Source organism: Burkholderia sp. MS389, from assembly GCF_016899425.1.
Classification (GTDB): Bacteria; Pseudomonadota; Gammaproteobacteria; order Burkholderiales; family Burkholderiaceae; genus Burkholderia; species Burkholderia sola.
The window spans coordinates 21,651-40,906 of the sequence record NZ_CP045994.1 but is presented as its reverse complement, the minus strand read 5'-3'; the positions used below and the strand labels follow the sequence as shown (position 1 = coordinate 40,906).

The 19,256-nt window shown below is 64.6% G+C and carries 20 protein-coding genes; 11 read left to right on the top strand and 9 right to left on the bottom strand.

What is annotated here, in order from left to right; genetic code table 11:
* Window positions 1-71 precede the first annotated feature (71 nt).
* Window positions 72-1,649 carry a chromosomal replication initiator protein DnaA gene (gene dnaA, locus GJG85_RS00195; protein ID WP_050018234.1) on the bottom strand — a complete coding sequence of 526 codons (1,578 nt, stop codon included), beginning with the start codon at window positions 1,647-1,649 and terminating at the stop codon, window positions 72-74.
* Between the two features lie 421 nt (window positions 1,650-2,070).
* On the opposite strand from dnaA, the gene rpmH reads away from it, so the two are divergent.
* The 4 genes from rpmH (at window position 2,071) to yidC (ending at window position 4,694) form a co-directional block, all read left to right on the top strand.
* On the top strand, window positions 2,071-2,205 hold the full coding sequence (rpmH, locus tag GJG85_RS00190) for a 50S ribosomal protein L34 (protein ID WP_004198824.1): 135 nt from the start codon (window positions 2,071-2,073) through the stop codon (window positions 2,203-2,205).
* 15 nt (window positions 2,206-2,220) lie between these two features.
* On the top strand, window positions 2,221-2,682 hold the full coding sequence (gene rnpA, locus GJG85_RS00185) for a ribonuclease P protein component (protein ID WP_006489941.1): 462 nt from the start codon (window positions 2,221-2,223) through the stop codon (window positions 2,680-2,682).
* Between the two features lie 75 nt (window positions 2,683-2,757).
* Complete coding sequence (yidD, locus tag GJG85_RS00180; protein ID WP_040142602.1) at window positions 2,758-3,024, top strand: membrane protein insertion efficiency factor YidD; 267 nt, start codon at window positions 2,758-2,760, stop codon at window positions 3,022-3,024.
* Between the two features lie 8 nt (window positions 3,025-3,032).
* A complete protein-coding gene (gene yidC / locus GJG85_RS00175; protein WP_050018235.1) occupies window positions 3,033-4,694 on the top strand; it encodes a membrane protein insertase YidC in 1,662 nt (553 codons plus the stop codon).
* A gap of 120 nt (window positions 4,695-4,814) precedes the next feature.
* Here the strand turns inward: yidC and GJG85_RS00170 are convergent, their stop codons facing one another.
* The gene (locus GJG85_RS00170; protein WP_050018236.1) at window positions 4,815-5,249 is read right to left on the bottom strand and encodes a transcriptional regulator; all 435 of its coding nucleotides are present in this window, start codon (window positions 5,247-5,249) and stop codon (window positions 4,815-4,817) included.
* A gap of 338 nt (window positions 5,250-5,587) precedes the next feature.
* Here GJG85_RS00170 and mnmE point away from each other — a divergent pair, with 338 nt between their 5' ends.
* Window positions 5,588-6,982, top strand: a complete 1,395-nt coding sequence (gene mnmE, locus GJG85_RS00165) for a tRNA uridine-5-carboxymethylaminomethyl(34) synthesis GTPase MnmE (RefSeq protein ID WP_176016688.1) — start codon at window positions 5,588-5,590, stop codon at window positions 6,980-6,982.
* A 496-nt stretch (window positions 6,983-7,478) separates the two neighbouring features.
* On the opposite strand, the gene GJG85_RS00160 is transcribed toward mnmE, so the two are convergent.
* The 5 genes from GJG85_RS00160 to GJG85_RS00145 all read right to left on the bottom strand — a co-directional run bounded on the left by GJG85_RS00160 (window position 7,479) and on the right by GJG85_RS00145 (window position 11,474).
* Window positions 7,479-8,696, bottom strand: coding sequence for a DUF6402 family protein (locus GJG85_RS00160; protein ID WP_204383501.1), 1,218 nt, complete (start codon window positions 8,694-8,696; stop codon window positions 7,479-7,481).
* 496 nt (window positions 8,697-9,192) lie between these two features.
* A complete protein-coding gene (locus GJG85_RS35190; protein ID WP_256097665.1) occupies window positions 9,193-9,318 on the bottom strand; it encodes a hypothetical protein in 126 nt (41 codons plus the stop codon).
* Between the two features lie 150 nt (window positions 9,319-9,468).
* Window positions 9,469-10,827: a sensor domain-containing diguanylate cyclase gene (locus GJG85_RS00155; RefSeq protein ID WP_089488921.1), complete on the bottom strand. Its 1,359-nt coding sequence runs from the start codon at window positions 10,825-10,827 to the stop codon at window positions 9,469-9,471.
* A gap of 109 nt (window positions 10,828-10,936) precedes the next feature.
* The gene (locus GJG85_RS00150) at window positions 10,937-11,185 is read right to left on the bottom strand and encodes a DUF2795 domain-containing protein (protein ID WP_050011093.1); all 249 of its coding nucleotides are present in this window, start codon (window positions 11,183-11,185) and stop codon (window positions 10,937-10,939) included.
* Window positions 11,186-11,303: 118 nt separating this feature from the next.
* Complete coding sequence (locus GJG85_RS00145) at window positions 11,304-11,474, bottom strand: hypothetical protein (RefSeq protein WP_006489933.1); 171 nt, start codon at window positions 11,472-11,474, stop codon at window positions 11,304-11,306.
* 151 nt (window positions 11,475-11,625) lie between these two features.
* Here GJG85_RS00145 and speG point away from each other — a divergent pair, with 151 nt between their 5' ends.
* From speG to GJG85_RS00130, 3 genes are all read left to right on the top strand, one after another.
* A complete protein-coding gene (speG, locus tag GJG85_RS00140) occupies window positions 11,626-12,183 on the top strand; it encodes a spermidine N1-acetyltransferase (RefSeq protein WP_050011094.1) in 558 nt (185 codons plus the stop codon).
* Window positions 12,184-12,671: 488 nt separating this feature from the next.
* A complete protein-coding gene (locus GJG85_RS00135; RefSeq protein ID WP_124556203.1) occupies window positions 12,672-13,019 on the top strand; it encodes a hypothetical protein in 348 nt (115 codons plus the stop codon).
* Window positions 13,020-13,208: 189 nt separating this feature from the next.
* Window positions 13,209-13,763: a YaeQ family protein gene (locus tag GJG85_RS00130; protein ID WP_050011096.1), complete on the top strand. Its 555-nt coding sequence runs from the start codon at window positions 13,209-13,211 to the stop codon at window positions 13,761-13,763.
* 31 nt (window positions 13,764-13,794) lie between these two features.
* Here GJG85_RS00130 and GJG85_RS00125 read toward each other — a convergent pair whose 3' ends face one another.
* Window positions 13,795-14,208 carry a VOC family protein gene (locus tag GJG85_RS00125; RefSeq protein WP_006498690.1) on the bottom strand — a complete coding sequence of 138 codons (414 nt, stop codon included), beginning with the start codon at window positions 14,206-14,208 and terminating at the stop codon, window positions 13,795-13,797.
* Window positions 14,209-14,637: 429 nt separating this feature from the next.
* On the opposite strand from GJG85_RS00125, the gene ada reads away from it, so the two are divergent.
* The 3 genes from ada to gshA all read left to right on the top strand — a co-directional run bounded on the left by ada (window position 14,638) and on the right by gshA (window position 18,764).
* Window positions 14,638-15,729, top strand: a complete 1,092-nt coding sequence (gene ada, locus GJG85_RS00120; protein WP_204383499.1) for a bifunctional DNA-binding transcriptional regulator/O6-methylguanine-DNA methyltransferase Ada — start codon at window positions 14,638-14,640, stop codon at window positions 15,727-15,729.
* Window positions 15,726-16,685 (top strand): AlkA N-terminal domain-containing protein, encoded by a 960-nt coding sequence (locus GJG85_RS00115; protein WP_204383497.1) that lies wholly within the window; start codon window positions 15,726-15,728, stop codon window positions 16,683-16,685. The genes ada and GJG85_RS00115 overlap by 4 nt, the downstream gene beginning before the upstream one ends.
* Window positions 16,686-17,150: 465 nt before the next feature.
* Complete coding sequence (gene gshA / locus GJG85_RS00110) at window positions 17,151-18,764, top strand: glutamate--cysteine ligase (protein ID WP_050011099.1); 1,614 nt, start codon at window positions 17,151-17,153, stop codon at window positions 18,762-18,764.
* A 75-nt stretch (window positions 18,765-18,839) separates the two neighbouring features.
* Here gshA and GJG85_RS00105 read toward each other — a convergent pair whose 3' ends face one another.
* The gene (locus GJG85_RS00105; RefSeq protein ID WP_050011100.1) at window positions 18,840-19,157 is read right to left on the bottom strand and encodes a DUF4148 domain-containing protein; all 318 of its coding nucleotides are present in this window, start codon (window positions 19,155-19,157) and stop codon (window positions 18,840-18,842) included.
* Window positions 19,158-19,256 lie beyond the last annotated feature (99 nt).

The window sequence follows — 19,256 nt, the reverse complement described above, 5'->3', positions numbered from 1 at the left end:
TTGTGCCTCAAAACCGAACCGCCCCCCTTAAATTGGGGCGGAGGCCGAATTATCAAGCGCGGTGCGCGCGCTCAGCCCTTCAGCGTCTGTTCCAGCACGTGCAGCTCGTGGTTGAGCTGCGCGTCCTTGCTGCGCTCGTCGGCGATCTTGCGCACCGCGTGCAGCACGGTGGTGTGATCGCGCCCGCCGAACAGCTCGCCGATTTCCGGCAGGCTCTTCTGCGTGAGTTCCTTCGCCAGGTACATCGCAATCTGCCGCGGCCGCGCGATGTTCGCAGGGCGCTTCTTCGAGTACATGTCGGCGACCTTGATGTTGTAGAAGTCGGCGACGGTCTTCTGGATGTTCTCGACCGAAATCTGCCGGTTCTGCACGGTCAGCAGGTCCTTCAGCGCTTCCTTGGTCAGCTCGATCGAGATCTCGCGGCCGTGGAACTTCGAATACGCGAGGATCTTGCGCAGCGCGCCTTCGAGCTCGCGCACGTTCGAGCGCAGATGCTTCGCGACGAAGAACGCGACGTCTTCCGACAGGTTCACGCCCTCCGACTGCGCCTTGCGCATCAGGATCGCGACGCGCATTTCGAGCTCGGGCGGCTCGATCGCGACGGTGAGGCCCGAGTCGAAGCGCGAGATCAGGCGATCGTCGATGCCCGAGATTTCCTTCGGATACGTGTCGCTGGTGATGATCACCTGCGCCTTGTTCGCGACCAGCGCTTCGAACGCGTAGAAGAATTCCTCTTGCGTGCGCGACTTGCCGGAGAAGAACTGGATATCGTCGATCAGCAGCAGGTCGAGCGAATGGTAGTAGCGCTTGAAGTCGTCGAACGCCTTGCGCTGGTACGCCTTCACCACGTCCGATACGTATTGCTCGGCGTGGATGTAGCGGATTCGCGCGCCGGCCTTGTCGAGCAGCAGTTGGTTGCCGATCGCGTGGATCAGGTGGGTCTTGCCGAGGCCGACGCCGCCGTACAGGAACAGCGGGTTGTACGAGATGCCCGGGTTGTCCGCGACCTGGATCGCGGCGGCGCGCGCGAGCTGGTTCGCCTTGCCGGTCACGAAATTGTCGAACGTGAGCACCGGGTTCAGCTTCGAACGTTCGTACATCGAATCGGCTTCGCCGCCGTTCGCGGGTGCGGCGCCTGGGCCCGGGCGCCACGTGCGGCGGCCGGCTGCCGCTTCGTGTGCGGGCAGGCTCGGCAGGTCGATGTCGGCGTCGTCGGCGTTCAGGTGGTGCGCGGCGGCCGCCGACGGCGTCATCGGCACGTCGGCCGGCGCGGCGGGCGCAGCGGAAGCATTCGCGGTCAGGTTGGCGGCGATCGCGGCGACCGTCGCCGCCGGGCCGCTCGGGGCCAGCGGCGCACGCGGGGCGGCCGGCGCGACGCCCGCGGGGGCGCTGCGCATGCCGGCCTTCGGATCGAGGACGAACTGGACTTCGATCGGCGCATTCCAGAAATCCCGGGCCAGATCGGAGATCCGGCCCGAAAACTGGCTCTTGACCCAGTCCAGCTTGAAGCGGTTCGGCGCGGCGATGGACAGCGTGTTCGCCGACGCATCGAAGGCCACCGGGGCCAAGGGTTTGATCCACGTCACGTACTGCTGGGGCGTCAGCTCGCGCTCCAGCAGTGCGGAACAGTGTTGCCAGAAATCGTTCATCAAGTAACTGTCGTTTTTTGCGTGCACAGCGCGGCTCGCCGGCGCCCTTGTCGCGGTCGCGCAACAAGGCCCGAAGCGGTCGTGCGAGCGTGCCTCGGACGCCTGCGTCACAGTCGTGGAGGGGCAGGCGCGAGCCGAAGCGGCGTGCGGGATTCTTGGAGATAAGGCGAGATTCTAACGCCAAACGCGGCCACAGCGGGACTTATCCACAGGCTGGGTTTGTGGGTCGCGGGGCCGGATCGGAGCGGCCCGGCACAGGCGAGCGACTCGTAAAGTATTGACCGTCAACGGAAAAACGGTTTAAATAACGGGTTCCGCGAAAACCAATCCTGTATTCCCGGCGATTGCGTTCGCCCGAATGCCTCCGGTTAAGGGCACGCGGTCCCCTGAATTTCGACATTCTCGAACAAGTGAGAACATCATGAAACGTACTTACCAACCGTCCGTGACGCGCCGCAAGCGCACCCATGGCTTCCGTGTCCGCATGAAGACGGCAGGTGGCCGCAAGGTCATCAACGCTCGCCGCGCGAAGGGCCGCAAGCGCCTCGCCATCTAAGGCAGGTTGCGCGCTGTGTCCGCCGTCCGCAGTCCTGCGGAAGGTGCCGTCGAGCCGGGTGCGAATCCGTCGCAGACGAAAGCCGCCTTCCCGAAAGCTGCGCGACTTCTGAAAACGGATGAATTTTCATCCGTTTTTCGTTTGCGCCCCTGGCGGCGCTCCGCGCACTTCGTGATCTACGGCAAGCCGACCGGTCAGCCTGCACGTCTGGGGCTCGTCATCGGCAAGAAGTATGCGCCGCGAGCGGTTACCCGTAACCTCGTGAAGCGGCTGGCGCGCGATCAGTTTCGCCTGCGCCGGGCCGAATTCGCCGGTTACGACCTGCTGCTGCGGCAGCACACGCGCTTCGACAAGAAAGCGCTGCCGAGCGCGGCCTCCGCCCCGCTCGCGGCGATGTGCGCGGCCGAGATCCGCGAACTGCTCGACAGGGCAGTCCGGGAAATCGCGCGCCGTGCGTCGAAGCCCGCGTCCGAGTGACGCATCCGCGCCCGGCGCGGCGTTCGCGCCCGCCCGGCCGGTTTTGACGCGGCGTCGTACGGCGCCGCCCAAGGTATGGAAACGGTATTGATCGCCTTGCTGCGCTTCTACAAGGTTGCCGTGAGCCCGATGCTCGGCAACCGTTGCCGTTTTTATCCTTCCTGTTCGGATTACGCGCGCGAGGCAATCCAGTATCATGGCGCCGCGCGCGGCACGTATCTCGCCGTCAGGCGCGTGTGCCGATGCCACCCGTTTTCCGCGGGCGGCGTCGACCTCGTCCCGCCGCCCAACTCCGACACTCGCGCTCGCGGCGAAGCCGACGCGCGGTCCCATCGACTCTGAGACAACGCATGGATATCAAACGCACCGTCCTATGGGTGATCTTCTTCATGTCAGCTGTCATGCTGTACGACAACTGGCAGCGGGACCATGGACGCCCGTCGATGTTCTTCCCGAGCGCCACGCAGACGGCCCCGGCTGCTGCCGGCGGCGCATCGGGCACGGGCGCGACGAAGACCGCAGGTGACGTGCCGGCCGCCGCAGCCGGCGCCGCGCCGTCGACGACGGCCCCGGCCGCGCAGGCGCAGCTCGTGAAGTTCTCGACCGACGTGTACGACGGCGAAATCGACACGCGCGGCGGCACGCTCGCGAAGCTGACGCTGAAGAAGCAGGGCGACGGCAAGCAGCCCGACCTGTACATCACGCTGTTCGACCACACGGCCGGCCACACGTATCTCGCACGCACGGGCCTGCTCGGCGGCGATTTCCCGAACCACAACGACGTCTACACGCAGCTGAACCCCGGCTCGACGTCGCTGACGGGCGACCAGAACACGCTGAAGCTGTCGTTCGAATCGCCGGTGAAGGGCGGCGTGAAGGTCGTGAAGACCTACACGTTCACGCGCGGCAGCTATGTGATCGGCGTCGACACCAAGATCGACAACGTCGGCACGGCGCCCGTCACGCCGACGGTCTACATGGAACTGGTGCGCGACAACACGGCCGTCGAAACGCCGATGTTCTCGCATACGTTCCTCGGGCCGGCGGTCTATACGGACGCGAAGCACTTCCAGAAGATCGATTTCAGCGACCTCGACAAGAACAAGGCGAACTTCGAGAAGGCCGCCGACAACGGCTGGGTTGCGATGGTGCAGCACTACTTCGCGTCGGCCTGGATTCCGCAGCAGGGCGCGAAGCGCGACATCTACGCTGAAAAGATCGATCCGACGCTGTATCGCGTCGGCGTGAAGCAGCCGGTCGCCGCGATCGCGCCGGGCCAGTCGGCCGACGTGCAGGCGCGCCTGTTCGCCGGTCCGGAAGAAGAGCGCATGCTCGAAGGTATCGCGCCGGGCCTGGAGCTCGTGAAGGACTACGGTTGGGTGACGATCATCGCGAAGCCGCTGTTCTGGCTGCTCGAGAAGATCCACAGCTACGTCGGCAACTGGGGCTGGGCGATCGTGCTGCTGACGGTGCTGATCAAGGCCGTGTTCTTCCCGCTGTCGGCTGCGAGCTACAAGTCGATGGCGCGCATGAAGGAAATCACGCCGCGCATGCAGGCGCTGCGCGAACGCTTCAAGAGCGATCCGCAGAAGATGAACGCCGCGCTGATGGAGCTGTACAAGACCGAGAAGGTCAATCCGTTCGGCGGCTGCCTGCCGGTCGTGATCCAGATCCCGGTGTTCATCTCGCTGTACTGGGTGCTGCTCGCGTCGGTCGAAATGCGCGGCGCGCCGTGGATTCTGTGGATTCACGACCTGTCGCAGCGCGATCCGTTCTTCATCCTGCCGGTGCTGATGGCCGTGTCGATGTTCGTGCAGACGAGCCTGAACCCGACGCCGCCGGACCCGGTCCAGGCGAAGATGATGAAGTTCATGCCGATCGCGTTCTCGGTGATGTTCTTCTTCTTCCCGGCTGGCCTCGTGCTGTACTACGTCGTGAACAACGTGCTGTCGATCGCGCAGCAGTACTACATCACGCGCAAGCTCGGCGGCGTCAAGAAGAAGCCGGCCTGACGCTTGATGCATTCGCGGGCGGCCAGCCGCCTGCGATGCTCGCAAAAAAAGCCGCATGGTTCGCGACCATGCGGCTTTTTGTTTCCCGGTGACGGTGACGGCGCGTGCGGTGGCTGTCGCTCAGGCCTTCTTCGCTTCGAGTTTCGGATCGCCGTAGAACTGCTCGACGAGTTCCTGAACGAGGTAGCGCTGGTGTGGAGACAGCGCCTCGATCTTCGATGCGAGTTCAATCGTCTCGGGCGTCGGCGGATAGCGTTCGTCGCGCGGCAGCGGTTGCGGCGTCGGATGTTCGACCACGCTCGGCGACGGCCCGTAATGCAGCCAGTGCACTTCAACGCGCAACCATTCGGCCAGCGTTTCGAGTTTGTCCGACGTCGGGATCGTGCGGCCCGTCAGCCATTTGTGCGCGGTTTGCGGCGAAACGGGGTGCGTTCCGCGGTGACGCAGATTGAATCGGTTCGCCAGCTCCGTCGCGCCCGTGACCTTCTCCGGGCTGCGCCGCAGGGCGAATTTCAGGCGTTCCGAGAACGCGGCTTTTTCTTCGGATGTCGGCATGGGGGAGATTGTGCAATTTCATCGCCGCATTTCAGACAACCATATAAGATAAACATATCTCATTCGGACGAATCCCGACCGGGATCAGGATGGTGGATGAAATTGAGGGACGCAGTGTCGAGCCGCTCCAGCAAACATACTTGTCCGAAATGGCGGGTGGCTCATCACGCTGGACTGATACTTAGCTTATCCCCGGCGGGATAAATTCGGGCGAGTCCGAATCGGGCGCCGCGGCCGGTGGCTGATGAGCCCGCACGCTACAATGCCGGCGTTCCTCTGCCCGAACTGTTGCGCGGGCGCACCATTGACTCGCTGATTACCCGATTGCTCTGATTGCCATGCTCGCTACCGATTCCGATCCGATCGTCGCCATTGCCACTGCTGCCGGCCGGGGCGGCATCGGCGTCGTCCGCGTGTCGTTCGGGCGCGGCGGCGAGGCGGCCGCGCTGCCGCTGGTCGACGCGTTGTGCGGGCAGACACTCGCGCCGCGCCATGCGAGCTACGTGCCGTTCCTCGACGCGCACGGCGCGCCGCTCGACCGCGGGATCGCGCTGTATTTCCCGGCGCCGCATTCGTATACCGGCGAGCACGTGCTCGAACTGCAGGGGCATGGCGGGCCGATCGTGATGCAGTTGCTGCTGCAGCGTTGCCTGGATGCAGGGCGCGACTTCGGGCTGCGGCTCGCGGAGCCGGGCGAATTCACGCGGCGCGCGTTCCTGAACGACAAACTCGACCTTGCGCAGGCCGAGGCCGTCGCCGACCTGATCGAGGCGAGCACCGAGGCGGCCGCGCGCTCGGCCGGGCGTTCGCTCGACGGCGCGTTCTCGCGGCAGATCCATGCGCTCGTCGAGGACGTGATCACGCTGCGGATGCTGGTTGAGGCGACGCTCGATTTTCCGGAGGAGGAAATCGACTTCCTCGAAGCGGCCGACGCGCGCGGCAAGCTCGCGAGGATTCGCGAACAACTCGCACACGTGCTCGGCGACGCGCGGCAGGGGGCGCTGTTGCGTGAAGGGCTGTCGGTCGTGCTGGCGGGGCAGCCGAACGTCGGCAAGTCGTCGCTGCTGAATGCGCTGGCGGGCGCCGAGCTGGCGATCGTCACGCCGATCGCCGGCACGACGCGCGACAAGGTCGCGCAGACGATCCAGGTCGAAGGGATTCCGCTGCACATCATCGATACGGCCGGGTTGCGCGAGACGGAAGACGAAGTCGAGCGGATCGGCATTGCACGCACGTGGAGCGAGATCGAGCGTGCGGATGTCGTGCTGCATCTGCTCGATTCGCGCACGGGGATGACGCCGGACGACGGGACGATCGCCGCGCGGTTTCCGGCCGGCGTGCCGGTGGTGCGCGTGCTGAACAAGACGGATCTGACCGGCGTGCCGGCGTGCGTCGAGCATCCGGCGGCGGAAGGCGATCTGACCGAGGTGCACCTGTCGGCGAAGCGCGGCGACGGGATCGATATGTTGCGTGCCGAGCTGCTGCGGATTGCGGGTTGGCAGGCGGGTGCCGAGGGTGTGTATCTCGCACGCGAGCGGCATCTGATTGCGCTGCGGGCCGCGCAGGAACATCTTGCACAGGCGGCGGATCATGCGGAGCAACGCGCTCAGTCGCTCGATCTGTTTGCCGAGGAGCTGCGGCTCGCGCAGGAGCAGCTCAATGCGATTACCGGGGAGTTTACGTCGGATGATCTGCTGGGGGTGATTTTCAGCAGGTTTTGTATCGGGAAATAGAAACGAAAAAGATTGCAGGCCGGGAATGGCACGGCCATTGCCCGGTTATAGCGCATGTCTGCATCCGCGTGACGACTGCCAACCAGGTTGCCACAGTGGTTTTTACAGGCGCGGACGTGCCGCTAGCAGCCGATCGATGAACGCTGGCGGAAGCGGTATATATACAGAATCATCTCCGCCGTCGCCTTTTGAAAAGGCCACGTAGGCATCGCTATAGCTATTCCAGGAAATTTCGGGAGTAGGTGTGTTAAATGTGTGCTGAGCTAGCAACCTTCCGGTTTGCGCGCGGTATACGCGGCCAACGTACCGAGAATCTCCACCCGGAACCCAGGCTAAAAGGCACAGGTCGGCAATATATATTCCATCTGGAGATGTCGATTTTCTACATTCTTCCCCTTGAGGGGTTCTGTCAAAGGCAAAGATGCCGATCAGTGCCGCAAAGAGCAGTGCGCAGATAATTTTTGAACAATTCGTCATGATTTGTTGTTGATTTTGATCATAGCCGAATTTTTATGAATGGGGAGATTGGAATGTATCTTTTGTCGGAGTAGATGATAAAGTCACCACCTCTGCCATGCATTTCAGACCATCTTCTAAAATCGCTGTTCTCCACTGGATAGTAAACATTCCCTTTGATGGATGGATTGCCCCTGGCGACGGCGTATTTGACATATGGGACATGCTCGGAGTTCAAGAATGCAGCGGTTGCACTGTATGGGACGACGATGATGCCGTCGCTACTCCAGTGCCCTAAATATTGAGATCGCTCGCCTGACTTGTCGGTAAATGTATAGGTGTCTTTCACATACACCCACAGTCCCGTCACTTCGGCTGTCGTTCGGCGCGAATCCACATCCCATGAGAAGCGCGCACTTCCGAGCGCTGCATATATATTAAAGGAACCGAGCGCCCCGGATAAGTCATCGGGTACACCATTGTTGCGAAGCTGTGCATCCAGTTGAGTTCCAATTTTTTGCCCGAGCGTGCTGTCTACTCTTGAGTATTGAAATTGAAATCGTCGGTGGATGCTGCGAAGATCATTCCCGCAAATGTCGTCGGTATAGAGTCGCGTTGCACAGTCTTTGTACGGGAGCAGCAGCTTGTAGAGTTGGTTTATGGATTTTTGTGAGCGAATTTCTTCATTGATCAGGTGGTCGAATTGCTGCTTTGCCCGGGGGAAACGAAGAACCCAATCCAATTTAACGGTAGACATGTCGTACATGTCGGAGGGGTATGATAGTCCGTCTTGATTGATTTCCACCTCTTCGTCCGAAGAGGTGCGCGAGTAACTTAATTTTCCGGAAAACCATCGCTCCATCAGTGCGGCAGATGTCGGGAGGTATATCTTGCGCATTGTTGCGGGAATTTCCTGGATATCGAACGCTGGTACGGAATCGTCCCTTTTTAGTTTCACGATGGTGGGTTTGGGAGAATCGGGGGCATTGAGCCATGCTTGAAAGCGTGCCAGCGACTTGCCGACCCTCTCCAAACCATCAACCATTTTGTCAAGCGAGTCGCGCTTTGGCTCGGTGGATGCATGCTTGGGTTCGGCTACTTTCGGTTTTTGTAGTATCGGAAGCGGTGGTGCAGGCTTATCCATGGAAAGCGCGATGTTTGGAGCGATTTTGCACCCATCTGCGCCGTCATGAAATTTCCATTTCCAAATGAACTTATTTATTGTGAAGTAGGGAATTTTATCCAGATCTGATGGCATTTCTGCTTTAGCTCCGTTGATGTTGGGCGGTATGCGTAATGCCTGTTACGCTAACGTGCTCATGCCCCGGAAATCAATCGAACTAGTTTGAAATGGTTATCCAGATGGTTGAGTTTCAGACGAAATATTCTTTGAACTTTCCCGGCCATCTAAGCGCGCTGGGCGCATGAGATCGCCGATGGGTAAGTCGATACCCGCAGGAACTGCGCTCTTTAAAATTCTTCTTGGCAAGGCAGTTGGAGCGAGCGTTAGCCCGCATCTAAACCACGAACTCGAGGAGAGGCCTAACGTTTCGTGGAATGGGCGTCTGTGGGTCGCCACGACGCTCGTGCCGCTGATGTCCACCGGGGCGGTGCCGACACGTCGGGTCCTTTCGAACTTCTCGCTGTCAATTTCGCCGCAGCGAGGGCGATATGCTGGACGACGGTCGAGGCATGACTGATCGAAGATCAGCCCACAAAGATGCGCGCCTCGAGCGTCCGGACCGTCACCTCTATCAATCCCAATGACGATGATGATGGTAATACCCACCCCCACCGTAATACCCGCCACCATCCGGCACGACGATACAGCCGCTCAACAACACGGCGACGCCGGCAATCAGCAAAAGGGCCTTCTTCATCGCGTTCACCTGCTCGGGTTCAATATGAAACCCAGCATAGCGAGCGGCCCCGGCCCGGGCTGTAAGCGATCGTATCCCCGCGCCGCAATCCGTAACGGCGGATTATTCCGGTCACAATGGCCGTAACAATTGGCCAAACAACAGACGTTTTCAGGCGACGACGACCCGGTTTCGCCCCGTATCCTTCGCCCGATACAGCGCGGCGTCGGCGGCTTCGATCAACGCGTCGGGGGTCGACAGATCGTCGGCCGACACGGTCGCGCAACCCACGCTGACGCTCACGCGTCCGGCCGGCGAGTCGGGCATCGCGAGGTCGAGCCGCAGCACCGCGTCGCGCACTTCGTCGGCCACCACCCGCGCACCGCGCGCGCCGGTGTTCGGCAGCACGACCGCGAACTCCTCGCCGCCGTAACGCGCGACGATATCGGCCGGCCGCCGCACCGCGCCGGTCAGTGCATTCGCGACGGCGATCAGGCACGCATCGCCCTTCACGTGACCGAACGCGTCGTTGTATGCCTTGAAGTGGTCGACGTCGACCATCAGCAGCGACAGCGGTTCGCCCTGCCGCCGCGCCTGCAGGAACAGCGTGTGGAAATGATCGTTGAAATGGCTGCGGTTGAACGCGCCCGTGAGCCCGTCGCGCGCGGACGAGCGGATCAGCGTCGCGTGCGCTTCGAACAACTGCTGATACAGCATCGTCACTTCCCACGCGAGCACGCACACGAGCACGCCGGGCGTGAACATGCTGAACACGCGCGCGACATACCAGCCGACCGTGAAGCGGTTCGTGCTCAGCAAGTTCAGCGTCGTATCGGTGAGGCACGCGAGCACCGCGATCGCGAGCCACAGGTCGAGCGTCGTGCGCAGCCGGCCGGTGACCAGTACGGCCACGAGCGCGAGCACATTGAGGATCCACACGACGAGCGCGATGCCGTTGACGGGCAGCACGGCAGCGTCGCGGGGCGGATGGAACGCGGGCGGCAGCGACACGTTCAGCGCGATCGCGCACAGGAGCGCCGCGGCGACGGCCGGGCCGCCGACCAGCGCGATCGTCCAGCGGCGCGTCTCCTTCGCGCCGACCGGGGCGCGCGTCAGCCGCTCGCGGGCGAACAGCGCGGCCATCACGAAGCACGGAAAGCCGGCATGCCAGAAGATCCACATCCATGCGGCGCTTTGCGGGCGCGCGCCGAGCAGGCCGTGCGGCGCGAACACGCCGGGAAAGGTGAGCAGTTGCAGCGCGACGGCGAGCGCGGTGAACGCGTAGGCGCCGCCGAGCGCACCGAGCACGGGCTGGCGCGTGACGGTGAATTGCGCGCCGAGGAAGAACGCCGCGATGCTCGCGGTCGTGAACACGGTGAGCGCGCACATCGGCATGAACGGCTCGACGGGCGGCAGCGCGACGTTCGCGTGCGGCGCGGCGATCCCGAGCGTGAGCAGGATGACGAGCGCCGTCAGCGCGCCGAACCACAGCTGACGTTGCGTCGTGTGCTGGATCAGGATGCCTTCCATGGAGTCCCCCGGACACGCGTGCGAAGCGCCCGATCTTGCGCCGGGCGGCACGCATCCCGATCGCGGCGCGACCGGTGCGGCCCGATCCTATCGCGTTATTGGCATCCGCTCAAATGCCGAGCCCCGGGCCGAAGTTGCCGGCGACGCAGCGCGTGACGGCGTCGACGTCCGCGTAGTCCTGTTCGGGCAGGCCGTCGAGCATCGACAGCACCTCGTTGCTGGCGCCGGCGTCGCGCGCGGCATCGACGATCGCATCCTTGTTCGCTGGATAGCGGACGGCCGCCAGCACATCGGCGATCTGCAGATCGATCGTTTCGTTCGGGATATCGTGCGGGGGAATGGCGGGCTTGTCGTTCACGTCGGTGTCTCGCGGGTGGGGCGGGAATGGGATCGAGCGCAAGAGCTGTACCCGCATCGCATGTTACCCGGTCCAGATGGCCCGGCCGGCGCGGGCGGCGAATCGGCGGTGATCGAAGTCAGTGCCCGCGTCGCACGCGGCGCCACGGATGCTTCCAGTCGATGTGCGGCGCGTTCTCGTCGCGCGGATGCTGGCGACGGTGCTCCTGCCAGAGTTCGTCGGAAAACAGCGCCGCCACGATGACGAGCGGCAGCACGAGGAAAATTCCGAGGATGACTTGCTCGATCACGATAGCCTCCTTGCGGTGGCAGGAACCCTTGCTCCCATTCTAGGCTCTGAACTGCGCCCGCGTTCAAATTCTTACAGTGCGAAACGGGCCCGAACGCGGCCGCGCCGCGCGGGCGTTCCGCACGTGCGCCGGCCTCAAAAAGGACATGACCATGCAACTCCAGAACGATACCAACACGCTCGCGCTGCGGCCGCTGGAGCGCCAGGACCTGCGCTTCGTCCACGAGCTGAACAACGACGCGAAGATCATGCGCTACTGGTTCGAGGAGCCGTACGAAACCTTCTCGGAACTGTCGCAACTGTACGACCGCCACGTGCACGACCAGCGCGAACGCCGTTTCGTCGCGGTCGACGCGCAAGACGAACTGGTCGGCCTCGTCGAGCTGATCGAGCTCGACTACATCCACCGCCGCGGCGAGTTCCAGATCATCATCGCGCCGCAGTGCCAAGGGCGCGGCTACGCCGGCCAGGCGACGCGCCTCGCGATCGAGTACGCGTTCAAGGTGCTGAACATGCGCAAGCTTTACCTGATCGTCGATACGTCGAATGCGGCGGCGATCCACGTGTACGAAAAATGCGGATTCCAGCACGAGGCCGAATTGAAGGAAGAATTTTTCGGGAATGGCGCGTATCACAACGCTTATCGCATGTGCATTTTCCAGCGCGATTATTTCGAGCGCCAGCAAATCGGGTCGAATAAGGCAGGGTAAACACCACGCGGACGAAAGGCGCTTGCGACGGGGCTTCAAGGCGCCGAATGGATGCGGGGAACTACGGATAAATACGGATGCGCTTATACCTGGCATTTTTCTTGTATAAGGTAAATGCGATTCCGCACTGCGGTAAAGGCGAATCGTTTCGGATGACTTTATGTGCAACGCATCAAAATGATCCGGATAGCGAAATGGATTATCCAAACCGTTCAATCGATGCATTGTAACTTTGCTGAAAGCCTTGCCGGATAACGGTTTCCGCCCGGCGGCCAAGGCCTATCCGCCATTCGGCGACGCTTGCCGCGCGCGCCCGTCGCGCCAAAAGCCGCCTGCGCACGGGGTGCGACAATCCGCCGCTATTGCGGTCGCACAACAAATGTGCTTGCTATCGTTTACCGGTCTTCTAAAGTGAAAAACGTGGGTTCACGATCACCTTTAAACACATAGCTAACCCGGCCTGGTGCCCGCAAGCCTGGAGACAGAACATGACGAAGCGTACCGGTGTCCTTTTTGCCCTTGTCGGCGCATTTTGCGCTGTGTCGATTGCGCAGGCCGGCGGCGATTCGGCCGTCAAGCCGAAGCAGGAAATCCAGCTGACGAAGAATGCATGGGGCTGCCTGTCGAAAGACAATCTGGATTCCGTACTGAATCACGAACGTGACGGCAAATCGCAGGCGAAGCAGCAGTACTTCGACGACTTCCGCTGCCTGTCGGTGCCGGAAGGCCAGCGTTTCCGCGTGGTGGCGGTCGACCAGGGCGACGTGCAATTCGTCAGCGCGGACAATAGCGACCAGCAAGGTCTCTGGACCGATTCGCGCTTCGTCAAGCAGTAACCGTCGATTCGCCGCGCCGTCGCACGACGCGCGAGCGCGCCGGCCCGACGAGCGGGCGGCGCGAACCGAACACGGCCCGGCGCATGCCGGGCCGTTGCGCTGTGAACGGCGCATGACGCACGCCGGACGGCGCGCATTCGGTATCATCACGGCCCGACCGAACCGAATGCCCGCCCGGGCCGCATCCGCATGGCGCTGAAATCCACGATCTACAAAGCCGAACTGCAAATCGCCGACATGGATCGGCATTACTACGCCGATCACGCGCTGACGGTGGCGCGCCATCCGTCGGAAACCGACGACCGGATGATGGTGCGCATCGTCGCGTTCGCGCTGTTCGCGCATGAGCGGCTCGAGTTCTGCAAGGGGCTGTCGGACGTCGACGAGCCCGACTTGTGGCAGAAGGACCTGACGGGCGCGATCGACGTGTGGATCGAGGCCGGCCAGCCGGACGAACGGCGCATCTCGAAGGCGGCCGGCCGTGCCGGGCAGGTCACGGTGATCGCGTACGGCGGCAAGACGTCGGATATCTGGTGGCAGGGCGTGCGCAGCAAGGTCGAACGGCTGCGCAACGTGCAGGTGCTGTCGCTCGCCGACGGCGTCGCGGCCGCGCTCGGGCGGCTCGCGGCGCGCACGATGCGCCTGCAGTGCACGGTGCAGGACGGCACCGCGTGGGTCTCGAGCGCCGACCACGATCCGGTCGCGGTCGAATGGACGGTGCTGAAGGCGCGCGAGGGCGCGTAAGGGGCCGTCAGGGCCCGCGCGTCGGCCGCGTTCAGCCGAGCGCGGCCGGCGGCCCCTTGAATTCGACCATGTTCCCTTCGGGATCGAACAGGTAGATCGACGGCCCGTAACCGCCGGCGCCGTAGCGTTCGGCCGGCGCGCCCGGTCGCGCGCCATGCGCGGCGAAATGGGCGATCAGTGCGTCGGGATCGAACGGCTCGACGCGCAGGCACAGGTGGTCGAGGTTGCGCCCGGTGCCGGGCGGCCCGCTGTCGGGACGGTCGATCGGGCCGCCGACCGTCAGCAGGTCAATCAGCGCGTCGCCGGCGCGCAGTTGCACGAGGCCCAGATCGGGCTGCTCCTTCTCCACATGGCAACCGACGGCATCGCAGTAAAAGCGTGTCATTGCCGCCATGTCGGTCACGCGCAGCACGATGTGATCGATTCCGCGGATGGTGGGCTTCATGGGCGGGACTCCTTCGCAGTCGACGAGCATCGAGTGTAGACGCATCGCGCCTGCGCTGCCGGCCGGCACGCGGCATAATCGACGGACGAAAAAAAGCCCGTTCACGCAGTGCGGAACGGGCTTAATCCATATCAGGAGGAGACATGGAGGAGACAGTTCCAACTATACACACGGCGATGGTGCGACGCAATATTCCGATTGCAAAAAAACGTCAGGACGGCGATTTGTCGCATCCGCACTGCAGCAAAGCGGTGACGGGACGATGACGAAAACCGCGCCGGAGCGGCCGCCGCGCGGGTTTCGTCGGATTTATTTCGATCGATACGGCCCCGATTCGCCGACACGAATCAGAGAGCAAGATTCAGGGCGCGACGGCATGTGCCGATGGCTAGAGTAGGCACCATCTACACTAGAGAGTGCGAGGTTCAGATGAAAACCGCCTATCCGACCGACGATGCCCGCTGGGCCGCCGTGACCACGCGCGATCCGCATGCGGACGGCGCGTTCTTCTATGGCGTCCGCACGACCGGTGTGTTCTGCCGCCCGATCTGCGCGTCGCGGCAGCCGCGCCGCGAGAACGTGTCCTTTTTCGCCGATCCGGCGGCCGCCCGCGCGGCCGGCTTCCGGCCCTGCAAGCGTTGCCAGCCGGAAGGGCTGCCGCGCGAGCTGGAAATCGTCAATCGTGCGTGCGCGGTGCTCGACGCGCAGGCCGAGCGGCTCACGTTGCAGCAGTTGAGCGACGCCGTGCACGTGAGCCCGTTTCATCTGCAGCGGCTCTTCAAGCGTGTGGTCGGCGTGTCGCCGCGGCAGTACCAGGCCGCGCAGCGCGGCGCCGCGCTCCGGCAGGCGCTGCAAAGCGGGCAGCCGGTCACGCAGGCGGCCGTCGATGCGGGGTTCAACTCGCCGTCGCGGCTCTATGCGTCGGTGCCGCGCGAGCTGGGGATGGCGCCGTCCGCGTTCCGTCGCCAGGGTGCCGGCCTGCGAATCGACTTTGCGACCGCGTCGACGTCGCTCGGCACGGTGCTCGTCGCCGCCACTGAACAGGGCATCTGCCGGATCGCGTTCGGCGACGATGCGGCGTCGCTCGTCGGCGAACTCAAGGACGCATTCGCGCGGGCCGAACTGGTCGAATCGTCCGCGCGGCTCGCGCCGTTCGTCACGCAGATCCGCGCGTACCTCGACGGCACGCGGCACGCGTTCGACCTGCCGCTCGACATCGCGCCGACCGCGTTCCAGCAGCGCGTGTGGGAAGCGCTGACGCATATCCCGTACGGCGAAACGCGCAGCTATTCCGAGATCGCGGAGGCGCTCGGCTCGCCGCGCGCGGTGCGGGCGGTCGCGTCCGCGTGTGCGTCGAATCCGGTCGCGCTCGCGATTCCGTGCCACCGGGTCGTGCAAAAGGGCGGCGCGCTCGCCGGCTATCGCTGGGGTGTACGCCGCAAGGCGACGCTGCTCGCGGCCGAGGCGCGTCATGTTCACAACGATGAAGCCGAAGCCGAGACGGAGGGCAGTGCGGTTTGAGCATCGACACGATAACGATCACGTCCCTCGGGAACGGCGGCCTGGTGCCGCCGTCCGCGCAGATGGAACTGCGCTACAAGGCGCCGTACGACTGGGCGCGCGTGCTGCGCTTCTTCAGCGGGCGCGCGATTCCGGGCGTCGAGCAGGTTGCCGACGGCGTGTATCGCCGCATCGTCGATCTGCACGGCGAGGCGGGCCGCCTCACCGTCAAGAAGCATCCGCGCAAGCATTGCCTGATCGCGATCGTCGAAGGGGCGGTCGCGCGTCGCGTCGACGATGCGTTCGCCGCGCGCGTCGCGACAATGTTCGACCTCGGCGCCGATCCGGCCGCGATCGGCGGCGGCCTCGCGCGCGATCCGTGGTTCGCGCCGCTCGTCGAGGCCGCGCCGGGGCTGCGCGTGCCGGGCGCGTGGTCGGGGTTCGAGCTGGCCGTGCGCGCGATCGTCGGGCAGCAGGTGAGCGTGAAGGCCGCGACGACGATCGTCGGCCGGCTCGTCGAACGGGCCGGCGAACGCGTGATGCCGGAAGACGACGGCGCGCCCGCGTGGCGTTTCCCGACGCCCGACGCGCTGGCCGCGTGCGATCTTGACAAGATCGGGATGCCCGGCAAGCGCGTGGCCGCGCTGGCCGGCGTGGCGCGCGCGGTGGCGGCCGGCGACGTGCCGGTCGATCGCGCGCATGCCGATCTCGCGACGCTGCGCAGCGCGTGGCTCGATCTGCCCGGCATCGGCCCGTGGACCGTCGAATACATCGCGATGCGCGCATGGCGCGATCCGGATGCGTGGCCGGCATCCGATCTCGTGCTGATGCAGTCGATCGCCGCGCGCGACCCGGCGCTCGACCGGCTCGCCAGCCAGAAACGCCGCAGCGAAGGCTGGCGGCCGTGGCGCGCGTATGCGGCGCTGCATCTGTGGAACGAAGTGGCCGACCGGGCGGGCGGCGCGCGCGGCGGATAAGCGCGGCGGCCCGCGGCCGGGTGCGACCGCAGGAAGGCGGGACCGCAACCCATTGCGCGGGCGGTGCCAGCATGCGCCGAGTGCCGGCGTGACGCGGCCCGTCATGGCGATTCCATGCCTTCGGCACCGGCCGGAGGCCGCGCGTGCGACGCCTCCGCATGCGTCGTTTTCCGATCCATTCCGCGACACGGTTGCACCTGCCGCCAACCGTTCGCCGTTCCCATTCCGTCCGACGAATTCCGCTGACCGGCGTGCCGATCGCCCTCGTCCCGACCCGGCGATATGCGCCAGCGCTACCGCGCCCGGCCCGCCCGATCGCCCGCTCAGGCCCGCGCGCCGTGCTCGCGGCCACCTCAAGCGCGGGTTCCGGCGAGATGTTAAAGTGCCCGCTACCAACGAAGCGACCAACAATCCAGTCGGCCGCGCGCGGCGTTCTGCGCGCGGCCGTCACGCACTTGCGTCTCCATGTCGAACACCATGACTCACCGCCAGTCCGAACTGTTGCTGAAACGCCTCGACGCGCTGAGCTCGGGCCCGACGCGGCAGCATCTGCCCGACGGCCTGCGCGGCATCGAAAAGGAAAGCCTGCGCGTGACGCGCGACGGGATGATCGCGTTCACGCCGCATCCGCGCGCGCTCGGTTCGGCGCTCACGCATCCGGCGCTGACAACCGACTATTCCGAAGCGCTGATCGAACTGATCACACCCGCGGAGCGCGACGCCGCGCTCACGCTCGAGCGCCTCGACGATCTGCATCGCTACGTGTATGCATCGCTCGGCGACGAGATGCTGTGGAACGAGTCGATGCCCGGCTTGCTGCCGGCCGACGACGAGATCCCGATCGCCAACTACGGCACGTCGAACATCGGCCGCCTGAAGACGGTGTACCGGCGCGGCCTCGCGTACCGCTACGGCCGCACGATGCAGTGCATCGCCGGCATCCACTACAACTACTCGCTGCACGAGGAAGTGTGGCGGCGCCTGCATGCGGACGAAGAGTCGACGGCGACGCTCGTCGATTACCAGTCGGAACGCTATCTCGCGCAGATCCGCAACTTCCGCCGCCGCAGCTGGCTGCTGATGTACCTGTTCGGCGCGTCGCCGGTGCTCGACACGAAGTTCCTGCGCGGCAAGCCGCACAAGCTCGACACGTTCGACGCCGATACGCTGTACCGGCCGTATGCGACCAGCCTGCGGATGAGCGATCTCGGCTACTCGAACACGACGGCCCAGGCCGCGCTGCACGTCGACTACAACACGCTGCCCGGTTATCTCGACGCGCTGTCGAAGGCCGTGAGCGAGCCGTATCCGGCGTACGAGGCGATCGGCACGCATCGCGACGGCGAGTGGATCCAGATCAACACGAACGTGCTGCAGATCGAGAACGAGTTCTACTCGACGATCCGGCCGAAGCGCGTCACGTATTCGGGCGAGCGGCCGCTGCATGCGCTCGCGTCGCGCGGCGTGCAGTACATCGAAGTGCGCTGCCTCGACATCGACCCGTTCGAGCCGACCGGCATCGCGCTGGAGACCGCGCGCTTCATCGACGCGTTCCTGCTCGCGTGCGCGCTCGACGAAAGCGCGCCGCTCGACTGCGACGCGTACAAGGAAGCGAACGCGAACTTCGGCAGCGTGACGCTGGACGGCCGCAAGCCGGGGCTCACGCTGACGCGCGAAGGTCAATCGGTCACGCTGCAGCAGTGGGCCGATGAACTGATGGCCGATATCGAGATCGTCGGCCGCCGCCTCGACGAAATCCGCGGCGGCGACGAGCATGCGCGCGCGATCGCCGCGCAGCGCGAGAAGCTCGCCGATCCGGAACGCACGCCATCCGCGCGCGTGCTGCGCACGATGCGCGAGAACGGTCAGTCGTTCCTCGCGTTCGCGCTCGCGCAGAGCGAAGCGCATGCCGCGCATTTTCGCGCGCGCCCGCCGTCGGCCGAGACGCTGCACGCCGAGCAGGCGCTTGCCGCGAAGTCGCTCGCCGAGCAGGCCGAGCTCGAAGCGAAGGAGGCCGGATCGTTCGACGCGTTCGTCGCCGCCTATCGCGCCTATACGCTGAACCGCTTCAGCGTGTGACGGTCGCGCATGCGGCCGGCGCAGGGTGCGCCGCGCCGCTGCCGCGCGATCCATCCGGTTCCATCAGTGATCCGGTCAGTGATGCGCATACGTGCCGCGATCGACTGCGTGCGGCAGCGCCGGCTTGCCTGATTCCCCGTGCGCCCGGCCGTCGCTGCCGTAACCGGCGGCGTCGCCCTCACCGCGCGCCTGCGCGGCGCGCTGCATGAGCGCCTGCATGTTCCGCGGAAAGTCGGGACTGCTTGCGAGGCTCGCCCGGTAGCCGGCGGCCTGCAGTTCCACCAGTTCCTGACGGACCTGCGCGCGGGTGAGCGTCGACGCGGCTTGCGCGTGAGCGGCGAACGCCGCGCCGATCAGCACGCACGCGCATGCCGCGTGTTTCATCGTCTTCATCGTGTTGGCTCCGTGAGGTTCCGCCGCCGCGCCATCGGCGGCGCGGGCGGAAACGATGCAGCCAGTCTAGGCTTCGGACGCCAAACGAAACATCCTCGT

Coding starts and splice junctions, on each gene's coding strand:
- dnaA (WP_050018234.1), bottom strand. CDS start 1,649: ATGAACGATTTCTGGCAACACTGTTCCGCACTGCTGGAGCGCGAGCTG.
- rpmH (WP_004198824.1), top strand. CDS start 2,071: ATGAAACGTACTTACCAACCGTCCGTGACGCGCCGCAAGCGCACCCAT.
- yidD (WP_040142602.1), top strand. CDS start 2,758: ATGGAAACGGTATTGATCGCCTTGCTGCGCTTCTACAAGGTTGCCGTG.
- yidC (WP_050018235.1), top strand. CDS start 3,033: ATGGATATCAAACGCACCGTCCTATGGGTGATCTTCTTCATGTCAGCT.
- GJG85_RS00170 (WP_050018236.1), bottom strand. CDS start 5,249: ATGCCGACATCCGAAGAAAAAGCCGCGTTCTCGGAACGCCTGAAATTC.
- mnmE (WP_176016688.1), top strand. CDS start 5,588: ATGCTCGCTACCGATTCCGATCCGATCGTCGCCATTGCCACTGCTGCC.
- GJG85_RS00160 (WP_204383501.1), bottom strand. CDS start 8,696: ATGCCATCAGATCTGGATAAAATTCCCTACTTCACAATAAATAAGTTC.
- GJG85_RS35190 (WP_256097665.1), bottom strand. CDS start 9,318: ATGAAGAAGGCCCTTTTGCTGATTGCCGGCGTCGCCGTGTTGTTGAGC.
- GJG85_RS00155 (WP_089488921.1), bottom strand. CDS start 10,827: ATGGAAGGCATCCTGATCCAGCACACGACGCAACGTCAGCTGTGGTTC.
- speG (WP_050011094.1), top strand. CDS start 11,626: ATGCAACTCCAGAACGATACCAACACGCTCGCGCTGCGGCCGCTGGAG.
- GJG85_RS00135 (WP_124556203.1), top strand. CDS start 12,672: ATGACGAAGCGTACCGGTGTCCTTTTTGCCCTTGTCGGCGCATTTTGC.
- GJG85_RS00130 (WP_050011096.1), top strand. CDS start 13,209: ATGGCGCTGAAATCCACGATCTACAAAGCCGAACTGCAAATCGCCGAC.
- GJG85_RS00125 (WP_006498690.1), bottom strand. CDS start 14,208: ATGAAGCCCACCATCCGCGGAATCGATCACATCGTGCTGCGCGTGACC.
- ada (WP_204383499.1), top strand. CDS start 14,638: ATGAAAACCGCCTATCCGACCGACGATGCCCGCTGGGCCGCCGTGACC.
- gshA (WP_050011099.1), top strand. CDS start 17,151: ATGTCGAACACCATGACTCACCGCCAGTCCGAACTGTTGCTGAAACGC.
- GJG85_RS00105 (WP_050011100.1), bottom strand. CDS start 19,157: ATGAAGACGATGAAACACGCGGCATGCGCGTGCGTGCTGATCGGCGCG.